Raw genomic sequence first — 16,475 nt, forward strand, 5'->3', positions numbered from 1 at the left:
CGTACGCGGATATTACTTGAGCTAACGATGTGGCAACAAGCTGGAGAAAAAACTCTTCTGGATGCCCGCCGGGTTTTTGCCGATGTTTAGTGGGGGTAAAAAATGCGACAACGCGCGCGAGCACCAATTTCGTTCATTTCGCGCAAGTTTCGTTCGACAACTAAACAATTCGGGCGCGAACACGAAGGATCGACTCACCGCTTTGCCACGGACTGCAGCACATCATTGCGTTTTGCGAAATGATCCGGTGAACGTCGTCAAATCGTCATGTCGTCGAGTCGTCACGCGGGCGCATCGAGGTCGGCGCTGCGCACGGGCACGAATGCGACCGCGACGATCGACAGCGCGATCCCGGCCATCACATAGTAGGTCGGCGCGAGCGGCGTACCCGTTACCTTGATCAGCCACGTGACGATGAACTGCCCGAAGCCGCCGAACAGCATCACCGCGACGTTGTACGCGATCGACAGCCCGGTCGAGCGCACGTTGGCCGGGAACAGCTCGGCTATCATCGCGCCGAACGGCCCGTAGTAGCCCGCGAGCGTGACCGACAGCACGGCCTGCACCGCGATCAGCCGCGCGATGCTCGGCGCCGCGTCGAGCCAGGCGAACAGCGGATACATCAGCACGAGCGTGAGCGCGAGCGACCACAGCGACAGCCCCTTGCGGCCGATGCGATCCGACCACGCACCGGCGATCGGCGACAGCACCATCAGCAGCAGGTTGCCGACGATCACCGCGTAGAACGATTCCGCGTAGGGCAGTTTCAGCTGCTTCACCGCGAAGGTCGGCAGATAGCTGATCAGCACGTAGATCGTCACCGTCAGCGCGATCACCGAGCCGAGCCCGCACAGCACCTCGCGCGGGTGGCGCGTGAACACTTCGCCGAGCGTCGCGCGGCGCGCGCTTTGCTGGGCGTGCAGGAACGCCTCGGAATCGGCGAGATGGCGGCGGATGTAGAAACCGATCGGGCCGATCACGAGCCCGAGGATGAACGGCACGCGCCAGCCCCAGCTGCGCAGCGCCTCGTGCGACAGCCCGCGCGTGACGGCCGCGCCGACGAGCGCGCCGATCAGCAGCGCGGCCGCCTGGCTCGCCATCTGCCAGCTGCCGTAGAAGCCGCGTTTCGAGAACGGCGCGGCCTCGATCAGCAGCGCCGTCGCGCTGCCGAATTCGCCGCCCGCGGAGAAGCCTTGCAGCAGGCGGCCGAGCACGATCAGGATCGGGCCGCCGATGCCGATCGCCGCATACGGCGGCGCGATCGCGAGCAGGAAGATGCCGGCGGTCATCAGGAGGATCACGAGCGACAGCGCGGCCTTGCGGCCCGCGCGATCCGCGTACAGCCCGAACACGATGCCGCCGATCGGGCGCATGAAGAACGCGACGCCGAACGTCGCGGTGGTCAGCAGCAGCGACGAGTATTCGCTGGAGGTCGGGAAGAACAGCTCGGCGATCACGACCGTCATGAAGCCGAACACCGTGAAGTCGTACCACTCGAGCGCGTTGCCGATCACGGCGGCCGCGACCGCACGCCGGTTCAGCGCACGCTCGGGCCGGATCGTTTTCGTTGAATTCGCAATCGTCGCCATGCGTGCCTCGTCCTCGTCAGTTCGCCGTGCCGGGCTGCGCGGCGCGCGGGATGCCCGCGGCGCGCCGGTTTGCAGCGAGTGTAGAAAGCGACGGAACCGTTTTCAAGCAATAAAAAACGCCCACCGTCTTTCGACGGCGGGCGTTGTGCGGTTTCCGCCACAATGCGGCATCGCACGATGCCGCACGGGCCTCAACCCATCTTCGAGAAGGCGCTGCACCAGCCCTTCGCCGACACCTGCTTGCCGGGGAAGGCGCCGCACGGGCCCGAGGCCGAGCCCTTCTTGCCCTGGTACAGCATGCAGGCCGCGCAATCCTGGCCTGCTGCGTATTTCGGGTACTTCGTCTTGTCGACCTTCGTCGCATCGGCCTTGTAGCCGAGTGCCGTCGCGGTCGGGTCGCTTTCCGCGAGCATCGGCGCATCGGCCAGCGCTTCACGCGACAGCGCCAGCGCGGACACGGCACCAATGCTCGTAATCAGGAAACTCCGACGGGATGTTTTCATGGGGGACTCGCTCCAACGTTATCGGTTTGAAAGCTGTTCGAGGGTCTGTCTACCGATGGAACACGCATGCGTTGCCCCGAGAAGGGCCGCTCGCGAGGCGCGCGACGCCGCGAATACTGGACGTATTCGCAAGGAGCGCAACGCGGCGAGCGGCCCTTCTCGGGGCAACCCCAAATTGATATCGTTTCCACGGGAAGGCCCGAAATCGCCCGCATGGCGGCGTCGGTCGTCGCTTGTTTGGCTCGGCCAAACGGCGCTCCTCCCTCCTTGCCCTGCGAGCGATTTCGGGCCTTCGCATGCGTGTTCCATCGGTAGACAGACCCTGTACAGCCGTTCGACAGAATAACGCTCAAGCGAGTAAATGTGCGTGCCGAAATTCCAGAGATAAGGAATTTCACACGGCCGCCACAACGCCGATACGCCCCTGCCCGCCACACGCGCGCGCGTCAGCGGTAAGCCGCCATGTCGCCCACCCGCTGCGCGAGCGCGAGCGACGCGGTGAGCCCCGGCGACTCGATGCCGAACAGGTTCACGAGCCCGCGCACGCCATGCTGCGCGGCGCCCTGCACGATGAAATCGGCCGGCGGCTCGCCGGGGCCCGCGACCTTCGGCCGGATGCCCGCATACGCCGGCTGCAGCGCGCCATCCGGCAAGCCCGGCCAGAAGGCGCGGATCGACGCGTAGAACGCGGTCGCACGCGCCGGGTCGACTTCATAGCGCAGCGCATCGCACCATTCGACGTCCGGGCCGAAACGCGCCTGCCCGCCGAGATCGAGCGTCAGGTGCACGCCGAGCCCCGCGCGGTCGGGCATCGGGTAGATCAGGTGGGAAAACGGTGCACGCCCCGACAGGCTGAAGTAGTTGCCGCGCGCGAGATAGAGCGGCGGCACCCAGCGCGGGTCGAGGCCGCGCGTGCGGCGCGCGAGCGCCTGGGCACCGAGGCCCGCGCTGTTGATCACGCAGGCGGCCTCGATCTCCGTCGGCGCGTCGCCGCCCGTGCGCACGACGAAGCGCCCGCCGCGCAGCACGTCGATCGATTCGACCGGGGATTTCAGCGCGCACACGGCGCCGTCGCGCTCCGCGTCGCCGAGCAGCGCGAGCATCAGCTGGTGGCTGTCGACGATGCCGGTGGACGGCGAGAACAGCGCCTCGACGCATTCGAGCGCGGGCTCGAGCGTCTGCGCCTCGGCGCGCGTGAGCGGCATCAGGTCGAGCACGCCGTTTTCGGCCGCGCGTGCGGCGATCGCCCTCAACTGCTTCACCTGCGCGGCGCTCGTGGCGACGAGCAGCTTGCCGGCGCGCCGGTGCGGCACATGATGCGTCTCGCAGAATTCGTACAGCAGGTCGCGCCCGTGCACGCACGACGTCGCCTTCAGCGACCCGCGCGGATAGTAGAGCCCCGCATGGATCACTTCGCTGTTGCGCGAACTCGACCCGGTGCCGATCGCATCGGCCGCCTCGAGCACGAGCGTTTCACGCCCGCGCGCGGCCAGTTCGCGCGCAATCGCCAGACCGACGACACCCGCGCCGATCACGACACAATCCATCTGCTCCATGACGTTTCGCGCCGCTAGCGCGTCGAGGGGAGAGAAGAGAATTGTACGTCCCGGTTCATCCGCTTGCCGAAGGTCGTGCAGCGTCTCGCGACGACGACGCGCATGACGCGCGACGCACGGCACGACGCACGGCGCGGCACGGTGCGCATGCCGCCGCCGTGCGCGCGCCGCTCGTTCAGAAGCCGATCGTCCGGCGCTTCGCGGCGCCTTCGTCGGCCCGGATGTCGCGCGGCCCGATCGCGTCGCGGCCGGCGAGCCGTGCGGCGCCGAACGCGTGCAGCAGCGCGCGGCGCATCGTGCGCGGCGGGGTCGCGGCCAGCACGTCGAGCGCGTCGTCGCCGAGCGTGTCCGGGAAGCGCCGCCCCCACGCATGCGACGTGCGGATCTCGTCGTAGATCGTCTGCGCGATCCGGCGCGCGCCGGCCGCGTCGGGCGGCTCGATCTCGTACACGTTCATCCGGTTGAGCAGCGGCTCCGGAATCGCGTGCGCCTCGTTCGCGGTCGCGATCCAGATCACGTTGCCCGCATCGATCGGCACTTCCGCGAATTCGTCGATGAATGCGCGCGCGGTGTCGTGCTCGAGCAACGCATACAGCGCGCCGAGCGGATCGTATTGCGCATCGCTGCCGGCCTTGTCGATCTCGTCGACCGCGATCACCGGGTTCGCGTAGCTGCCGTTCACGAGCGCATCGAACACCTTGCCGGGCTTCGCGTTCTTCCATTGCGACGACGCCCCCGACAGGATCCAGCCGGCCGTCAGCGAACTCATCGGCACGTAGTGGTAAGCGGTGCCGAGCAGTTGCGCGAGCGCCTTCGCGAAGTGCGTCTTGCCGATGCCCGGGGGCCCGAGCAGCAGGATCGGCATCAGTTCGAGCCGGTCTTCCGTTTCGAGGCACAGCGCGACCTGCTTGCGCACGTCATCGAGCGGCTCGGCGAAATTGGGCAATGCCTCGCCGAGCGCGTCGAACGACGGCATCCGGTTCGGCTTCACGCAGAAGCGCAGATTGCCCGTCTTGAGCATCCTCTCGTAGGTGGCGCGCAGTGCGTCGCTCGCGCTCTCGTTCAGGTCGTTCAGCGCCGTCTCGACCTGCTCGAGGTCGTACACCGTGCTGAAGGATGCCACCGCCAGTTCCTGTTTCACCATCGCCGTCGTCATACCAACCTCGCTGCTGCTTGCCGTCACATGATCATCAGACCCTTACGATTTCAGTGTAGCGATCCCGTATCTCCGCGCAAGCAAGCAGCCGCGTGCGTCTGCTGCTAACACCCGCGCGCGCTGCACGCCGGCGCGCCGCGGCGTATGATCGATGGTCCCCCACCCGCCACACCGGCCTTGCCGACCGCGCCCGCGCGGCGCGTCGGGCCCGCCCCGAAGGTATGCCGATGTCCGTCCCCTCTGCTGTCCCGCGCGTCGATGCCGATGCGATCGACGCCGTCGACGCTGCGCTCACGTCGCGCCGCGCGGTCCGCGCGTTCCTGCCGACGCCCGTGCCGCGCGACACGCTCGAGGCCATCCTCGAAGCCGCGAGCCGCGCGCCGTCGGGCACCAACATCCAGCCGTGGCGCGTGTACGTCGCAACGGGCGCCACGCGCGATGCGCTCGCCACGGCACTCACCGCGGCCCACGACGATCCCGCGCGCGACGAGAAATACGTCGCCGAGTACGACTACTACCCGCGCGAATGGGTGTCGCCGTACATCGACCGGCGCCGCAAGGTCGGCTGGGACCTGTACGGCCTGTTGAACATCGGCCGCGACGAGAAGGCGCGCATGCATGCGCAGCACGCACGCAACTTCCGTTTCTTCGATGCGCCGGTCGCGCTGTTCTTCACGCTCGACCGGGTCATGACCTACGGTGCCTGGCTCGACTGCGGGATGTTCCTGCAGGGCGTGATGACGGCCGCGCGCGCACGCGGGCTCGATACCTGCCCGCAGGCCGCGTTCGTGCCGTTTCACCGGATCATCACCGAACACCTCGGCATTCCCGCCAACGAACAGCTCGTCTGCGGTATGTCGCTCGGCCATGCGGACCCCGACGCGATCGAGAATCGCCTCGTCACCGAGCGCGCGCCCGTCGCCGAGTTCACGCGCTTTTTCGCTTGAAAACGCACGACGCGGCCCTACCTTTCGAACAGGAACGCATCGTGCGGCGAACCTGCGGCGACGCGTCCTGTCACATCGCGATCGAAATCGATCGGGCGTAAGATGTGCGTCCGTTCCCCGCTATTTCCGCGTTTCCGGAGACGTTTCATGCTGAAACACGGCCTGGCCGTCCTGCTCGCGAGCATCGCGCTCGCCGCCCATGCGCAGAGCCCCGCACCGGCCTCCGTCTCGTGGGAGATCCAGGTCGTACGCGACGGTCAGACCATCGACACGTTCCAGCAGCGCACCACCGTGGGTCAGACCCGTACCGATACCCATCGCTATCCGTCCGCCGTGCCGGTCGGCTGCGGCAATGCCGCGCGCGTCGTGCCGACCGAGCGTTCGCGCTCGGTGACGGTCGCCCCGCTCACCGTCGATACCGGCGCGAACACGGTGTCGCTCGCGCTCGACGTGCAGGAAACGATCGACGACGAAGGCGCGAAGCCCGCCGATCCGTGCGTGCCCGTGTCGCCGCGGCAAATCGTCGCGAGCCACCCGGGCCTGATGGTCGGCGCCGACGCGTGGACCGACTGGACGCTCGTCGAGCAACATCCGCACCTCGTGTACCGCGTGCGTGCGCACGTCGCGAAGGATTGAGCGTCATGTCCGCCGACGCCCTGTCCCTGCCGTTCGCCGAACCGCACGCCGCCCCCGACGAAATCACCGCAGTGAGCTGGAACCTGCACAAGGGCCGCTCGCCGCTCGGCTTCACCGCGTGGAACGCGATGCGCAACTGGATGCAGTCGACGCACGCCGACGTGTATTTCCTGCAGGAAGCGATGGCGCGCCGCATGCCGCGCCCCGTGCTCGCGCCCGGCTTCGGCGCGCCGATGGACGACGCGGTCGACGACGTCTGGCACTGCCAGGCCACCGAGATCGCACATGCGCTCGACTGGCAGATCGCGCTCGGGCCGAACGTGTTCAAGCCGTCTTGGCGGCATGGCAATGCGATCCTGTCACCGCATCCGCTCGATCTCGGCGGCCGCTGGGACATCTCCGCGCACCGTTTCGAGCGGCGCGGGCTGCTGGTCGCGCGCGCGACGCTCGCGGGCGCCCGCCCGGTCACGCTGCTGTGCGCGCACCTCGCGCTCACGCGCGCCGCGCGGCTGCGCCAGATGCACTGGATCGCGCACTGGATCGTGCGCAACGCAGGCGACGGCCCGCTGATGCTCGCCGGCGACTTCAACGACTGGCGCAACGATTCGGTCGCGCTGTTCGGCGAGATCGGGCTGTCCGAGGTCGCGACGCTGCTCGGCGAATCGGGCCGCACGTTCCCCGCGTTCTCGCCGGCGCTCGCGCTCGACAAGATGTTCGTGCGCGGGCTGACGCCGCTCGAATGGCGTGCGCCGTCCGGCGAGGCCGCGTGGCTGTCGGACCATCTCCCGTACATCGCGCGCCTGCGCCTGGATCCGCAATAACGCTCCCGATCCCGGCCCGATAGCAGCCGGATTGCGCGCCGCCACAGCGCAGCCGCGCGCCGCCCGCTCGACACACTGTGCGGCGTGGCGCTCGTCGGCCTCGGCGCGAAACTCGTGGCCGAGCGCTGAAAAACCGAAAGCTGATTGAAATAATTCGTTGCGCCAAATCCGCGCGGCCACGCGGGTCAAGCCCGCGATCCGCGTCAACAGGGTAAAATAACGAGTTCCTCAATCGTCTGTCATCGAGAAGGCGCGTGTCCGACGCGCCGGCCGGCCGATCCGTGATCGGGCCGTCGCACTCGGTTTTTTGCCCGTTTTTGGGCCCGTTACTCGCGTTCGCTACGCGCGTCCGTTTTCAAAGCCATGAGCAAATACGACACCGCCACCGTCCAATCCGTCCATCACTGGACCGACACGCTGTTCAGCTTCACCTGCACCCGTGAGGCGAGCCTGCGCTTCAACAACGGCGAATTCACGATGGTCGGCCTCGAGGTCGACGGCAAGCCCCTCGCGCGCGCCTACTCGATCGTCAGCCCGAACTACGAAGAGCATCTCGAATTCTTCAGCATCAAGGTGCAGAACGGCCCGCTGACGTCGCGCCTGCAGCACCTGAAGGTGGGCGACACGGTGCTGATCGGCAAGAAGCCGACGGGCACGCTGGTCGCCGACAACCTGCTGCCGGGCAAGACGCTGTGGATGCTGTCGACGGGCACGGGCCTCGCGCCGTTCATGTCGATCATCCGCGACCCGGACATCTACGACCGCTTCGACAAGGTGATCCTCACGCACACGTGCCGCCTGAAGGGCGAGCTCGCGTACATGGACTACATCAAGCACGACCTGCCGGGCCACGAGTACCTGGGCGACATCATCAAGGAAAAGCTCGTCTACTACCCGACGGTCACGCGCGAAGCGTTCGACAACGAAGGCCGGATCACCGACCTGATCGCAACGGGCAAGCTGTTCACGGATCTCGACGTCCCGCCGTTCTCGCCGGAAAACGACCGCGTGATGCTGTGCGGCAGCACCGCGATGCTGAAGGACACGACCGACCTGCTGAAGCAGGCCGGTCTCGTCGAAGGCAAGAACAGCGCACCGGGCCACTACGTGATCGAGCGCGCGTTCGTGGACTGATCGATCCCTTAGGGCCTGTTCCCGCCAATAACGGGCTTGCGCTGGCCGTCAGAAGGGCCGAGCGCAAGGATTGCGACGAAGCGAATACTCGACGTATTCGCGAGGAGCATGACGCAGCGATCGGCCCTTCTGACGGCCAGCCCCACGAATGCATTTTTCCAAACAGGGGAACGCGCCTTGCCGGCCGTATTGCGGCGTCGTTCGTCGCTTGTTTGGCTCGGCCAAACGGCGCTCCTCGCTCCTTCCACTACAGCCGGCAAGGCACGTTCGCAAGCCCGTTATTGGCGGGAACAGGCCCTAATTGCGCACCATCAAGAACCGGAGCGAAAGCTCCGGTTTTTTTTCGTCCCTACTTGGCGAATTCGTAACAAATTGGGATCATCCCATCTCAAATAGTTACATTTGGATACGTCATCGTCCGGCGCTCGGGTGTCAGTGTTTTTCCTACAACACGTTCATCCCAATCATTCACATTTACCCTTAAATGTCCGCCTGTCATGACTTTTTCGAAAATTTTGAGATATTATTCGCCGCGCGTGGTTGCCGTTCGGATGGGAGTGGAAGGGTCGGATGCAAGTGTTACAAAACGTAACTTTTGTTACCTCGGCAGGGGGCGATTCTCTGGCGGCAACCGTCATCGGAACGGCAGCCGATCCACGCAGCCAGCCGGTGTCTGAACCGCTTTCTGACAGCAGGGAGAGTCATGGATACGTCGCTTAACGCGCCTTCGGGCGCCCACGCCCCGTTCCCGTCGCAACAGCTCGTGCCGGGCTGCGTCGCGACTCCGCCCATTGCCGACGCCGCATCCAAACGTGGCGCCGCCGCCGCGCGGATCGCAGCGCTGTCTGCCCAGTTGCTCGCCGCCGATGAAGCGGCCCGCCGCCACCTGGCCGGCGAGTTGCATGACGGGCTCGGCGCCGAACTCACCGCTGCGCGATTCGCGCTCGCAAACGTTCAAACGTGGCTGCCGGCCGATGCGCCGGACGGTTGCCTGCGCGCGCTGGAGCTGGCGCAGCAGGCGCTCGACGCCGCGACCGACGCGAATCGCCGGCTGATCGACGAGCGCGACACGCCGGCGCTCGACGCGGGCCTGGTCGGCGCGTTGTCGTCGTGGGCCGACACCCATGCGGCCCGCACCGGCCTGCGCACCAGCTTCGTCTGTGCGGCCGACGCACGCCTGACGCAGATCGCCGGCGCCAGCGCGCTCGCGGTGTTCCGCGTCGCCCAGGAAGCGTTGTCGAACGTCGCGAAGCACGCACGCGCGACGTCGGTCGACGTGCGGATCGCCACTGACGGCACCCACCTGTCACTGATTGTCTCCGACGATGGGACCGGTTTCTCCCGTAGCCGCCGCACCGGCTACGGTCTGGCCGGCATGCGCGCCCGCTGCGAGGCGTTCTGCGGCAGCTTCGAGACGGCCACGCCGGCAACCGGCCACGGCACGCGCGTCACCGCGCGCTTCGCTTGGGATTCGCTGCTCGCGGTGCCCGCCGCGGCCCGCCGCGCGTCGCTTTCGTGAGGTCGTCATGAGCCTGAACATCCTGCTCGTGGACGATCACGCGATCGTCCGGCAAGGGATCCGCCAGTTGCTGATCGACCGCGGCGTCGCGCGCGACGTCACCGAGGCCGAAACCGGCGGCGACGCGATGGCGGCCGTCGACAAACAGGAATTCGACGTGATCCTGCTCGACATCTCGCTACCGGACACGAACGGCATCGAGGTGCTCAAGCGCCTCAAGCGCAAGCTGCCGCGCACGCCCGTGCTGATGTTCTCGATGTATCGCGAGGACCAGTACGCGGTGCGCGCGCTGAAGGCCGGCGCCGCCGGCTACCTGTCCAAGACGGTCAACGCCGCGCAGATGATCGGCGCGATCCAGCAGGTCGCGGCCGGCCGCAAGTACGTGAGCCCCGCGATGGCCGAGGCGCTCGCCGAATACGTGTCGTTCGAGAACGAGCCGCTGCCGCACGAGAAGCTGTCCGATCGCGAATACCAGACGCTCTGCATGCTCGCGTCGGGCAAGCGGCTCACCGACATCGCGAACACGCTGTCGCTATCCGTGAAGACGGTGAGCGTGTACCGGTCGCGTCTGCTCGAGAAGATGCGACTGTCGAACAACGCGGAGCTCACCTTCTACGTGATGAGCAACCGGCTAGTCGACATGGCGCCCACGGCCGGCGCCTGATTTCCCCGAGCCACCCGGTTCATCCGATCCAGCGACGCGGCGCATGCCGCGCCGCTGCCCGCTGTCGCCCGCCTGAAGCGCAAGCGCTTGTTTTATCGGACGATTTATCGACGCACTGCAGCGGGGCTTGTGCGTCAAATCGGCTAAAATTGCGGGTTTTCACTCAGTCAGCGCTATCGCGCCCGCGCGCGCTGGCGATTCCTCCGCAATGTCTCTCTTCCGCAAGAAAAACGTCGATCGCATGATCGCCGGCGCGCATGCCGCCGGGCTCAAGAAAGCGCTCGGCGCGATCGACCTCACCTTCCTCGGCATCGGCGCGATCATCGGCACCGGCATCTTCGTGCTGACCGGTACCGGCGCCGTGCAGGCCGGCCCCGCACTGATGCTGTCGTTCGTGATCGCCGCGATCGCGTGCGGCCTCGCCGCGCTGTCGTACGCGGAGTTCGCGTCGACGATCCCCGTCGCCGGCTCGATCTACACGTACTCGTACGCCACCCTCGGCGAGCTCGTCGCGTGGATCATCGGCTGGGACCTGATGCTCGAATACGGTCTCGCATCGTCGGCCGTGTCGGTCGGCTGGTCGGGCTACCTGCAGTCGCTGCTGCAGGGCTTCGGGCTCACGCTGCCCACCGTGCTGACGGCCGCGCCCGGTGCGGTGCCGGGCGTCGTCACGTGGTTCAACCTGCCCGCGTTCCTCGTGATGATCGTGATCACGACGCTGCTGTCGATCGGCATCCGCGAGTCGACCCGCATCAACAACATCATGGTGTTCATCAAGGTGTCGGTCGTGCTGCTCGTGATCGCGGTCGGCGTGTTCCACGTGACGCCCGCGAACTGGAAGCCGTTCATGCCGCACGGCTGGAACGGCGTGTTCGGCGCGGCGGCCGTGATGTTCTTCGCGTTCATCGGCTTCGACGCTGTGTCGTCGGCGGCCGAGGAAGTGAAGAACCCGAAGCGCGACCTGCCGATCGGCATCATCGCGTCGCTCGCGGTGTGCGCGGTGCTGTACGTGACGGTCGCCGCGGTCGCGACCGGCATCGTGCCGTCGGCCCAGTACGCGAACATCTCGCACCCGATCTCGTATGCGCTGCAGAAGGCCGGCGAAACGTGGGTGGCGGGCTTCATCGATCTCGGGGCCGTGCTCGGCATGCTGACCGTGATCCTCGTGATGAGCTACGGCCAGACGCGCGTGATCTTCGCGATGTCGCGCGACGGGCTGCTGCCGGCGGCGCTGTCGCGCGTGCACCCTCGCTACGCGACGCCGTTCCTGACGACCTGGCTCGTCGGCCTGTTCTTCGGGCTGATCGCCGCGCTCGTGCCGCTCAACGTGCTCGCCGAGCTGATCAACATCGGCACGCTCGCCGCGTTCTCGATGGTGTCGATCGCCGTGCTCGTGCTGCGCCGCACGCACCCCGACCTGCCGCGTGCGTTCCGCTGCCCCGGCGTGCCGGTGGTGCCGATCCTCGCGGTCGCGTCGTGCCTGTTCCTGATGCTGAACCTCCAGCCCGTCACGTGGGCCGCGTTCGGCATCTGGCTCGTGATCGGCCTCGTGATCTACTTCCTGTACTCGCGCCACCACTCGAAGCTCGCGCACGGTCACCACGACGCGCACTGAGCGCCGCCGTGCCGCTCGCGGCACGGTGCGCACCCGCGGGGCCGGGCACCGGCCCGCTCCGTGCCGTTCGAGTACTACGTGCGCAGCGGCGGCGTCGAGCTCGGCTCGCCGAACGCGTATGACAACAACATCCGCAACCTGACGCAGTACCTGGGCTCGCTCTGACGGAGCGACCGGCCGGGCGGATGCCTCCGCCCGGCGACCTGCCGGCGGCCCCTCCCGGGCCGCCCTGCCCGCCTTCCTCGCCGCCCCGCCAATCCCTTCCCCATCTTGCGCGCTCCCCCTTGCCTGCACGCTTGCCGCGCCCGGTTCATAATCGCGCCATCGAACGGCGGCCCGCATCGGCGGTGTCGCCCGGCAACAGGAAGAAGATGATGGAAAGCGTCGATCTCGATGTATTGAAATCCAGCGCGCGCTGGCTCGAAGAAGGGCGCCGCGTGCTGCTCGTGACGGTCGTGAAGACGTGGGGCTCGTCGCCGCGCCCCGAAGGCGCGATGCTCGCGGTGCGCGAGGACGGGCTGGTGGTCGGCTCCGTGTCCGGCGGGTGTATCGAGGACGACCTGATCGCCCGCGTGCACGCGAGCGGGATCGCGGCCGACGCGCGCCCGGAAGCGCTCAAGTACGGCGTGACGGCCGAGGAAGCGCACCGCTTCGGGCTGCCGTGCGGCGGCACGATCCAGCTCGTGCTCGAGCCGCTCACGCGCGACAGCGGGATTGCCGCGCTGTGCGCGGAAGTCGAGGCCGGCCGCCTCGTCACCCGCACGATGACGCTCGCGACCGGCCGCGCATCGCTGTCGCCGGCGCAGGCAGCCGACGGGCTCGCGTTCGACGGCGAGCGGCTCGTGACGATCCACGGGCCGCGCTACCGGATGCTCGTGATCGGCGCCGGCCAGTTGTCGCGCTATCTGTGCCAGATCGCGGTCGGGCTCGACTACCAGGTGACGGTGTGCGATCCGCGCGAGGAATACACGGATGCATGGGACGTGCCGGGCACGCGCGTCGTGCACACGATGCCCGACGATACGGTGCTCGACATGAACCTCGATGCGCGTTCGGCGGTGATCGCGCTCACGCACGACCCGAAGCTCGACGATCTCGCGCTGATGGAAGCGCTGAAGACGCCCGCGTTCTACGTGGGCGCGCTCGGCTCGCGGCGCAACAACGCGGCACGGCGCGAGCGGCTGCGCGAATTCGACCTGAACGAAGCGGAACTGGCCCGGCTGCACGGGCCGGCCGGCATCTACATCGGCAGCCGGACCCCGCCGGAAATCGCGATCTCGATCCTCGCCGAGATCACCGCCGCGAAGAACAATGTGTCGCTGCCGACGATCCTTCAGGTCGAGGGCGCGAAGGCCGCGCGCGAGATCGCCGCGAACAGCGGCGCGGCCTGCGGCCTCTGATCGCTGGCGTCTCCGGCGCGCGGTCGCGCCGGGCACGCGCCCGCGACGGGCGAAGCGGACGAAACCGACGAAAGCGCACGCGCCCGGCCGGCGCGTGCCGCCGGTCAGGCCAGGCCGGCGGCCAGCGCCGCGGCGACCGAACCGACCACCAGCACGACGCCGACCGTGCGGCGCTTGTTCAGCTCGGTCCACAGCAGCACGCCGGTCAGCGACAGCAGGATCAGCGAGCCCGCGATCGTGTCCATCAGCAGCACCCAGCCGAGATTCATCCCGACGCCGCGATGCAAGTTGTTCAGCGTCGTCAGGAACGTGTTGCCCGTGCGCTTCACCGCGACGTAGCCGTTGCCGACCCAGTATTCGGCCTGCACGTTCTGGTGCGGGCCGAACAGGCCCATCTGCCAGTGCTCCGGCTGCATCACGCGCTTGTCGCCCCACGCGACGGGCTGCGCGGGCTCCTTGCGCATGCGGCCCGGCTTGCCGTCGAAATGCAGTTCGTGCTGCAGCCACTTCGTCATCGCGGCGGGCGTCTTCGGCGCCGGATCGGGCAGCGCGATCTGCATCTCCTCGACCTGCGGCTCGCCGGTCGAAATCTTCAGCGGCGGCGCGCGGTGGTTGAGCAGCACGCCTGTCACGCCGAACAGCAGCCCGAGCACCGCGCCCCACAGCCCGACCCAGCCATGCACCTTGCGCAGCCACTTGATGAAGGTCGCGCGGCGCGAACGCTGGCGGCGCGCGGCCAATTCGTCGTCGCTCAGCGGGCGGGCCGCCGGGTGCAGCACGGTGACGCCCGCGCGGGAAGCTCCCGTCTTGGGCGGATTGATCGTTTCGGGCGCGTTCACGCGAGAGATTCCATTCGTTCAAAGCAACGGGCGGCGCGCAAAGCGTGCGCGCCGCCCGGGCAGCATGAAAATGAGAATGGATATCATTACACAAATCTATTGCCGGCTCAATCCGCCCGGATACGCAGCGGCAAGCCCGTCGAGCGAGGAAAGGCGGACGAAGCGCGAGCGTTGCAGCATGATGCCGATCGATAGGTGAGAAATACCGGCAGAATGACCTTGCAAGGTCAAGACGGCATTTCGTCAGAAATCGCGCGACGCCGAGCCGTTCAGCGCAGCGGCGGCAACGGAAAGCGGGATGCTGCGTCATCCGGCGCGGGTTCGGTACGGTCGAGCGAGTACAGCCACGCGAGCAGATCCGCGACTGCCTGGTAGAGCTGCGGCGGAATCCGGTCGTCGAGATCGACCTGCATCAGCAGCGACACCATCTCCGGCGCCGTATGCACGTACAGCCCGGCGTCGTGCGCGCGCGCGACGATCATCTCGGCGAGCGCGCCGTAGCCCTTCGCGACCACGCGCGGCGCGGCATCGCCGCCCTTCGGATCGTAGACGAGCGCGGCCGCGCGCTTGCGGGACGTCATGCTCATGGCAGCGCCTCGTCGTCGGTATCCGGCGCACGCGTCGCCGGGCTGCTGGCCGAGGCCGAGGCCGAGGCCGAACCCCGCGCATACGCGGCGGCCGCCGCCTGAGCCGCAAACAGGTCGAAGCCGTCCGGGCCGTGGTCGACCGCACGGATCGACAGCCCGCCCACCTTGAGCCCCGACACTTCGAGCCGCTGCCGCAGCGCCGCCTCGTGCCGCGTGAGGCGGTCGGCACCCGTCTGGTTCGCACGCAGCCGCGCGACGAGCTGCGTGCCGTTCAGCACCAGCTCCGCGTCGACCGTGCCGAGCGACGGCAACGTCAGCGTGAGGCGCGTGCGCCAGGCGATACCGTCACCCGAGTCGCCGTCGCCGTGCGGCGCACGGTTGCCCGGATCGTCGGGCTCGATCGTCCAGTCGAGCCGCGCGCCGGGCCACGCCTCGCCCGCCCAGCGGAACTGGTCGGTCGCGAGCGCGTCGAGTTGCTGCCTGACGAGCGGCACGGCGGCCGGATGCACGGTCGCAAGCGTCTGCGCCTGCGAATCGGACGACGCGGCGGCCAGCTCGGCCCGCGCGGGCGTCCAGCGCGGGTCGGGCCGGTCGCCGAGCAGATCGGCCGTATCGTGCGGCAGCGACGCCCTTGCCGCGCGCCAGCCGGCAACGCCTGCGCGGGATCGCGAGCCGGCGCGCCGCCTTGGGCCAGCGTGCCCGGCGCGCCCGGCTGCGCGGTTGCGCGCGCGGTCGCGGGCAATGGCGGGCGCTGCGCGAGCAGCTCGTCGAGCAGGTCGGTCGAGCCGTGCTCCGCGGCCTCCGGATCGGCCGGCGCGGGCGCGGCCGCGAGGCGCGCCTGCGGCTCGCGCATCAGCGCGGCGAGCGGACGCTGGCCGGCCAGCCACTGTGCGAGATGGGATTCGTAGAAAAGGCCGCTTTCGCTCACGGCTTGCGCGAGCGCCGCGCGCAGCGCCGCGACGGGCAACGTCGCAGCCGCGTCGCGCGCGGCCGCAGCCGACGTCGCAGCAGATGAAGGCGGCGTGGCAGACGCAGCCGACGACGCAGCGGCTGAAGCGGGCGTGGAAGACGCAGCCGGATCGGCGGCGGCTGGCACGCGGGCCGGCGCAGCCGTGTCGGTCAGCAGCACGGTGGGATCGGCCAGCAGCGGTGCACGCCCGGCAATGGCCGGCGTCGAGTCGCCGCCGGCACGCGAGATCGCGTCGAGCACGCGCCCGACATCGGACAGGGCCGTCTGGGCCGAAGCGGGTGGTGCGGCGGGCGGGCTGCCGGCCGAAGGCGTGGACGACGCGCCGGCGCCCTGCGTGCCGACCTGCGAAGTCGCGCCGCCGCCGGCGGGCGCCGACACGGTGCCGGTCAGCAGGCTGTCGAGGCGGCTCGCCAGCAGTGCGGCCGCAACGGAGTCGATACCGGTCATGATCGGAGCCTGCTCATCTCAGCCACATCGTTGCGAATCCGGGAACGGCACGCCGGTGCCGTCCGCGGGAACTGCGCGCCTGCCACAGCGGG

At 68.3% G+C, this 16,475-nt stretch carries 15 protein-coding genes and 1 pseudogene; 8 read left to right on the top strand and 8 right to left on the bottom strand.

Annotated elements, in window-relative coordinates; translation table 11 throughout:
* Window positions 1-281: 281 nt before the first annotated feature.
* The 4 genes from LXE91_RS04260 to LXE91_RS04275 all read right to left on the bottom strand — a co-directional run bounded on the left by LXE91_RS04260 (window position 282) and on the right by LXE91_RS04275 (window position 4,804).
* Complete coding sequence (locus LXE91_RS04260; protein ID WP_039354795.1) at window positions 282-1,589, bottom strand: MFS transporter; 1,308 nt, start codon at window positions 1,587-1,589, stop codon at window positions 282-284.
* 191 nt (window positions 1,590-1,780) lie between these two features.
* Complete coding sequence (locus LXE91_RS04265; RefSeq protein WP_039354792.1) at window positions 1,781-2,092, bottom strand: high-potential iron-sulfur protein; 312 nt, start codon at window positions 2,090-2,092, stop codon at window positions 1,781-1,783.
* Window positions 2,093-2,538: 446 nt separating this feature from the next.
* Window positions 2,539-3,648, bottom strand: coding sequence for an NAD(P)/FAD-dependent oxidoreductase (locus LXE91_RS04270; protein ID WP_039354790.1), 1,110 nt, complete (start codon window positions 3,646-3,648; stop codon window positions 2,539-2,541).
* A 175-nt stretch (window positions 3,649-3,823) separates the two neighbouring features.
* Complete coding sequence (locus LXE91_RS04275) at window positions 3,824-4,804, bottom strand: AAA family ATPase (RefSeq protein WP_039354787.1); 981 nt, start codon at window positions 4,802-4,804, stop codon at window positions 3,824-3,826.
* Window positions 4,805-5,031: 227 nt separating this feature from the next.
* Between LXE91_RS04275 and LXE91_RS04280 the strand changes: the two genes are divergently transcribed.
* The 8 genes from LXE91_RS04280 (at window position 5,032) to LXE91_RS04315 (ending at window position 13,540) form a co-directional block, all read left to right on the top strand.
* Window positions 5,032-5,751, top strand: a complete 720-nt coding sequence (locus tag LXE91_RS04280) for a nitroreductase (RefSeq protein ID WP_039354833.1) — start codon at window positions 5,032-5,034, stop codon at window positions 5,749-5,751.
* Window positions 5,752-5,898: 147 nt separating this feature from the next.
* Complete coding sequence (locus LXE91_RS04285; protein WP_039354784.1) at window positions 5,899-6,387, top strand: hypothetical protein; 489 nt, start codon at window positions 5,899-5,901, stop codon at window positions 6,385-6,387.
* A 5-nt stretch (window positions 6,388-6,392) separates the two neighbouring features.
* Window positions 6,393-7,208 carry an endonuclease/exonuclease/phosphatase family protein gene (locus LXE91_RS04290; RefSeq protein ID WP_039354781.1) on the top strand — a complete coding sequence of 272 codons (816 nt, stop codon included), beginning with the start codon at window positions 6,393-6,395 and terminating at the stop codon, window positions 7,206-7,208.
* 363 nt (window positions 7,209-7,571) lie between these two features.
* Window positions 7,572-8,342 (top strand): ferredoxin--NADP reductase, encoded by a 771-nt coding sequence (locus LXE91_RS04295; RefSeq protein ID WP_034179295.1) that lies wholly within the window; start codon window positions 7,572-7,574, stop codon window positions 8,340-8,342.
* 703 nt (window positions 8,343-9,045) lie between these two features.
* Entirely contained in the window at window positions 9,046-9,861 is an 816-nt protein-coding gene (gene rqpS / locus LXE91_RS04300) for a quorum system sensor histidine kinase RqpS (RefSeq protein WP_039354774.1), read from the top strand.
* A gap of 7 nt (window positions 9,862-9,868) precedes the next feature.
* Window positions 9,869-10,525 (top strand): response regulator transcription factor RqpR, encoded by a 657-nt coding sequence (rqpR, locus tag LXE91_RS04305; RefSeq protein ID WP_039354771.1) that lies wholly within the window; start codon window positions 9,869-9,871, stop codon window positions 10,523-10,525.
* A gap of 208 nt (window positions 10,526-10,733) precedes the next feature.
* A complete protein-coding gene (bcaP, locus tag LXE91_RS04310; protein WP_039354768.1) occupies window positions 10,734-12,140 on the top strand; it encodes a branched-chain amino acid transporter BcaP in 1,407 nt (468 codons plus the stop codon).
* A gap of 374 nt (window positions 12,141-12,514) precedes the next feature.
* The gene (locus LXE91_RS04315; RefSeq protein WP_039354764.1) at window positions 12,515-13,540 is read left to right on the top strand and encodes an XdhC family protein; all 1,026 of its coding nucleotides are present in this window, start codon (window positions 12,515-12,517) and stop codon (window positions 13,538-13,540) included.
* A 104-nt stretch (window positions 13,541-13,644) separates the two neighbouring features.
* On the opposite strand, the gene LXE91_RS04320 is transcribed toward LXE91_RS04315, so the two are convergent.
* The 4 genes and pseudogenes from LXE91_RS04320 to fliK form a co-directional block, all read right to left on the bottom strand.
* Window positions 13,645-14,379 (bottom strand): PepSY-associated TM helix domain-containing protein, encoded by a 735-nt coding sequence (locus LXE91_RS04320; RefSeq protein ID WP_039354762.1) that lies wholly within the window; start codon window positions 14,377-14,379, stop codon window positions 13,645-13,647.
* Between the two features lie 96 nt (window positions 14,380-14,475).
* Window positions 14,476-14,610: a hypothetical protein gene (locus LXE91_RS04325; RefSeq protein WP_256093614.1), complete on the bottom strand. Its 135-nt coding sequence runs from the start codon at window positions 14,608-14,610 to the stop codon at window positions 14,476-14,478.
* Window positions 14,611-14,648: 38 nt separating this feature from the next.
* A complete protein-coding gene (locus LXE91_RS04330; RefSeq protein WP_039354759.1) occupies window positions 14,649-14,966 on the bottom strand; it encodes an EscU/YscU/HrcU family type III secretion system export apparatus switch protein in 318 nt (105 codons plus the stop codon).
* Window positions 14,963-16,383: pseudogene (gene fliK, locus LXE91_RS04335) on the bottom strand (flagellar hook-length control protein FliK). Before fliK ends, LXE91_RS04330 begins: the two are co-directional and overlap by 4 nt.
* Between the last annotated feature and the right edge of the window lie 92 nt (window positions 16,384-16,475).

This window comes from Burkholderia contaminans, from assembly GCF_029633825.1.
Taxonomy (GTDB): Bacteria; Pseudomonadota; Gammaproteobacteria; order Burkholderiales; family Burkholderiaceae; genus Burkholderia; species Burkholderia contaminans.

Coding starts and splice junctions, on each gene's coding strand:
- LXE91_RS04260 (WP_039354795.1), bottom strand. CDS start 1,589: ATGGCGACGATTGCGAATTCAACGAAAACGATCCGGCCCGAGCGTGCG.
- LXE91_RS04265 (WP_039354792.1), bottom strand. CDS start 2,092: ATGAAAACATCCCGTCGGAGTTTCCTGATTACGAGCATTGGTGCCGTG.
- LXE91_RS04270 (WP_039354790.1), bottom strand. CDS start 3,648: ATGGAGCAGATGGATTGTGTCGTGATCGGCGCGGGTGTCGTCGGTCTG.
- LXE91_RS04275 (WP_039354787.1), bottom strand. CDS start 4,804: ATGACGACGGCGATGGTGAAACAGGAACTGGCGGTGGCATCCTTCAGC.
- LXE91_RS04280 (WP_039354833.1), top strand. CDS start 5,032: ATGTCCGTCCCCTCTGCTGTCCCGCGCGTCGATGCCGATGCGATCGAC.
- LXE91_RS04285 (WP_039354784.1), top strand. CDS start 5,899: ATGCTGAAACACGGCCTGGCCGTCCTGCTCGCGAGCATCGCGCTCGCC.
- LXE91_RS04290 (WP_039354781.1), top strand. CDS start 6,393: ATGTCCGCCGACGCCCTGTCCCTGCCGTTCGCCGAACCGCACGCCGCC.
- LXE91_RS04295 (WP_034179295.1), top strand. CDS start 7,572: ATGAGCAAATACGACACCGCCACCGTCCAATCCGTCCATCACTGGACC.
- rqpS (WP_039354774.1), top strand. CDS start 9,046: ATGGATACGTCGCTTAACGCGCCTTCGGGCGCCCACGCCCCGTTCCCG.
- rqpR (WP_039354771.1), top strand. CDS start 9,869: ATGAGCCTGAACATCCTGCTCGTGGACGATCACGCGATCGTCCGGCAA.
- bcaP (WP_039354768.1), top strand. CDS start 10,734: ATGTCTCTCTTCCGCAAGAAAAACGTCGATCGCATGATCGCCGGCGCG.
- LXE91_RS04315 (WP_039354764.1), top strand. CDS start 12,515: ATGGAAAGCGTCGATCTCGATGTATTGAAATCCAGCGCGCGCTGGCTC.
- LXE91_RS04330 (WP_039354759.1), bottom strand. CDS start 14,966: ATGAGCATGACGTCCCGCAAGCGCGCGGCCGCGCTCGTCTACGATCCG.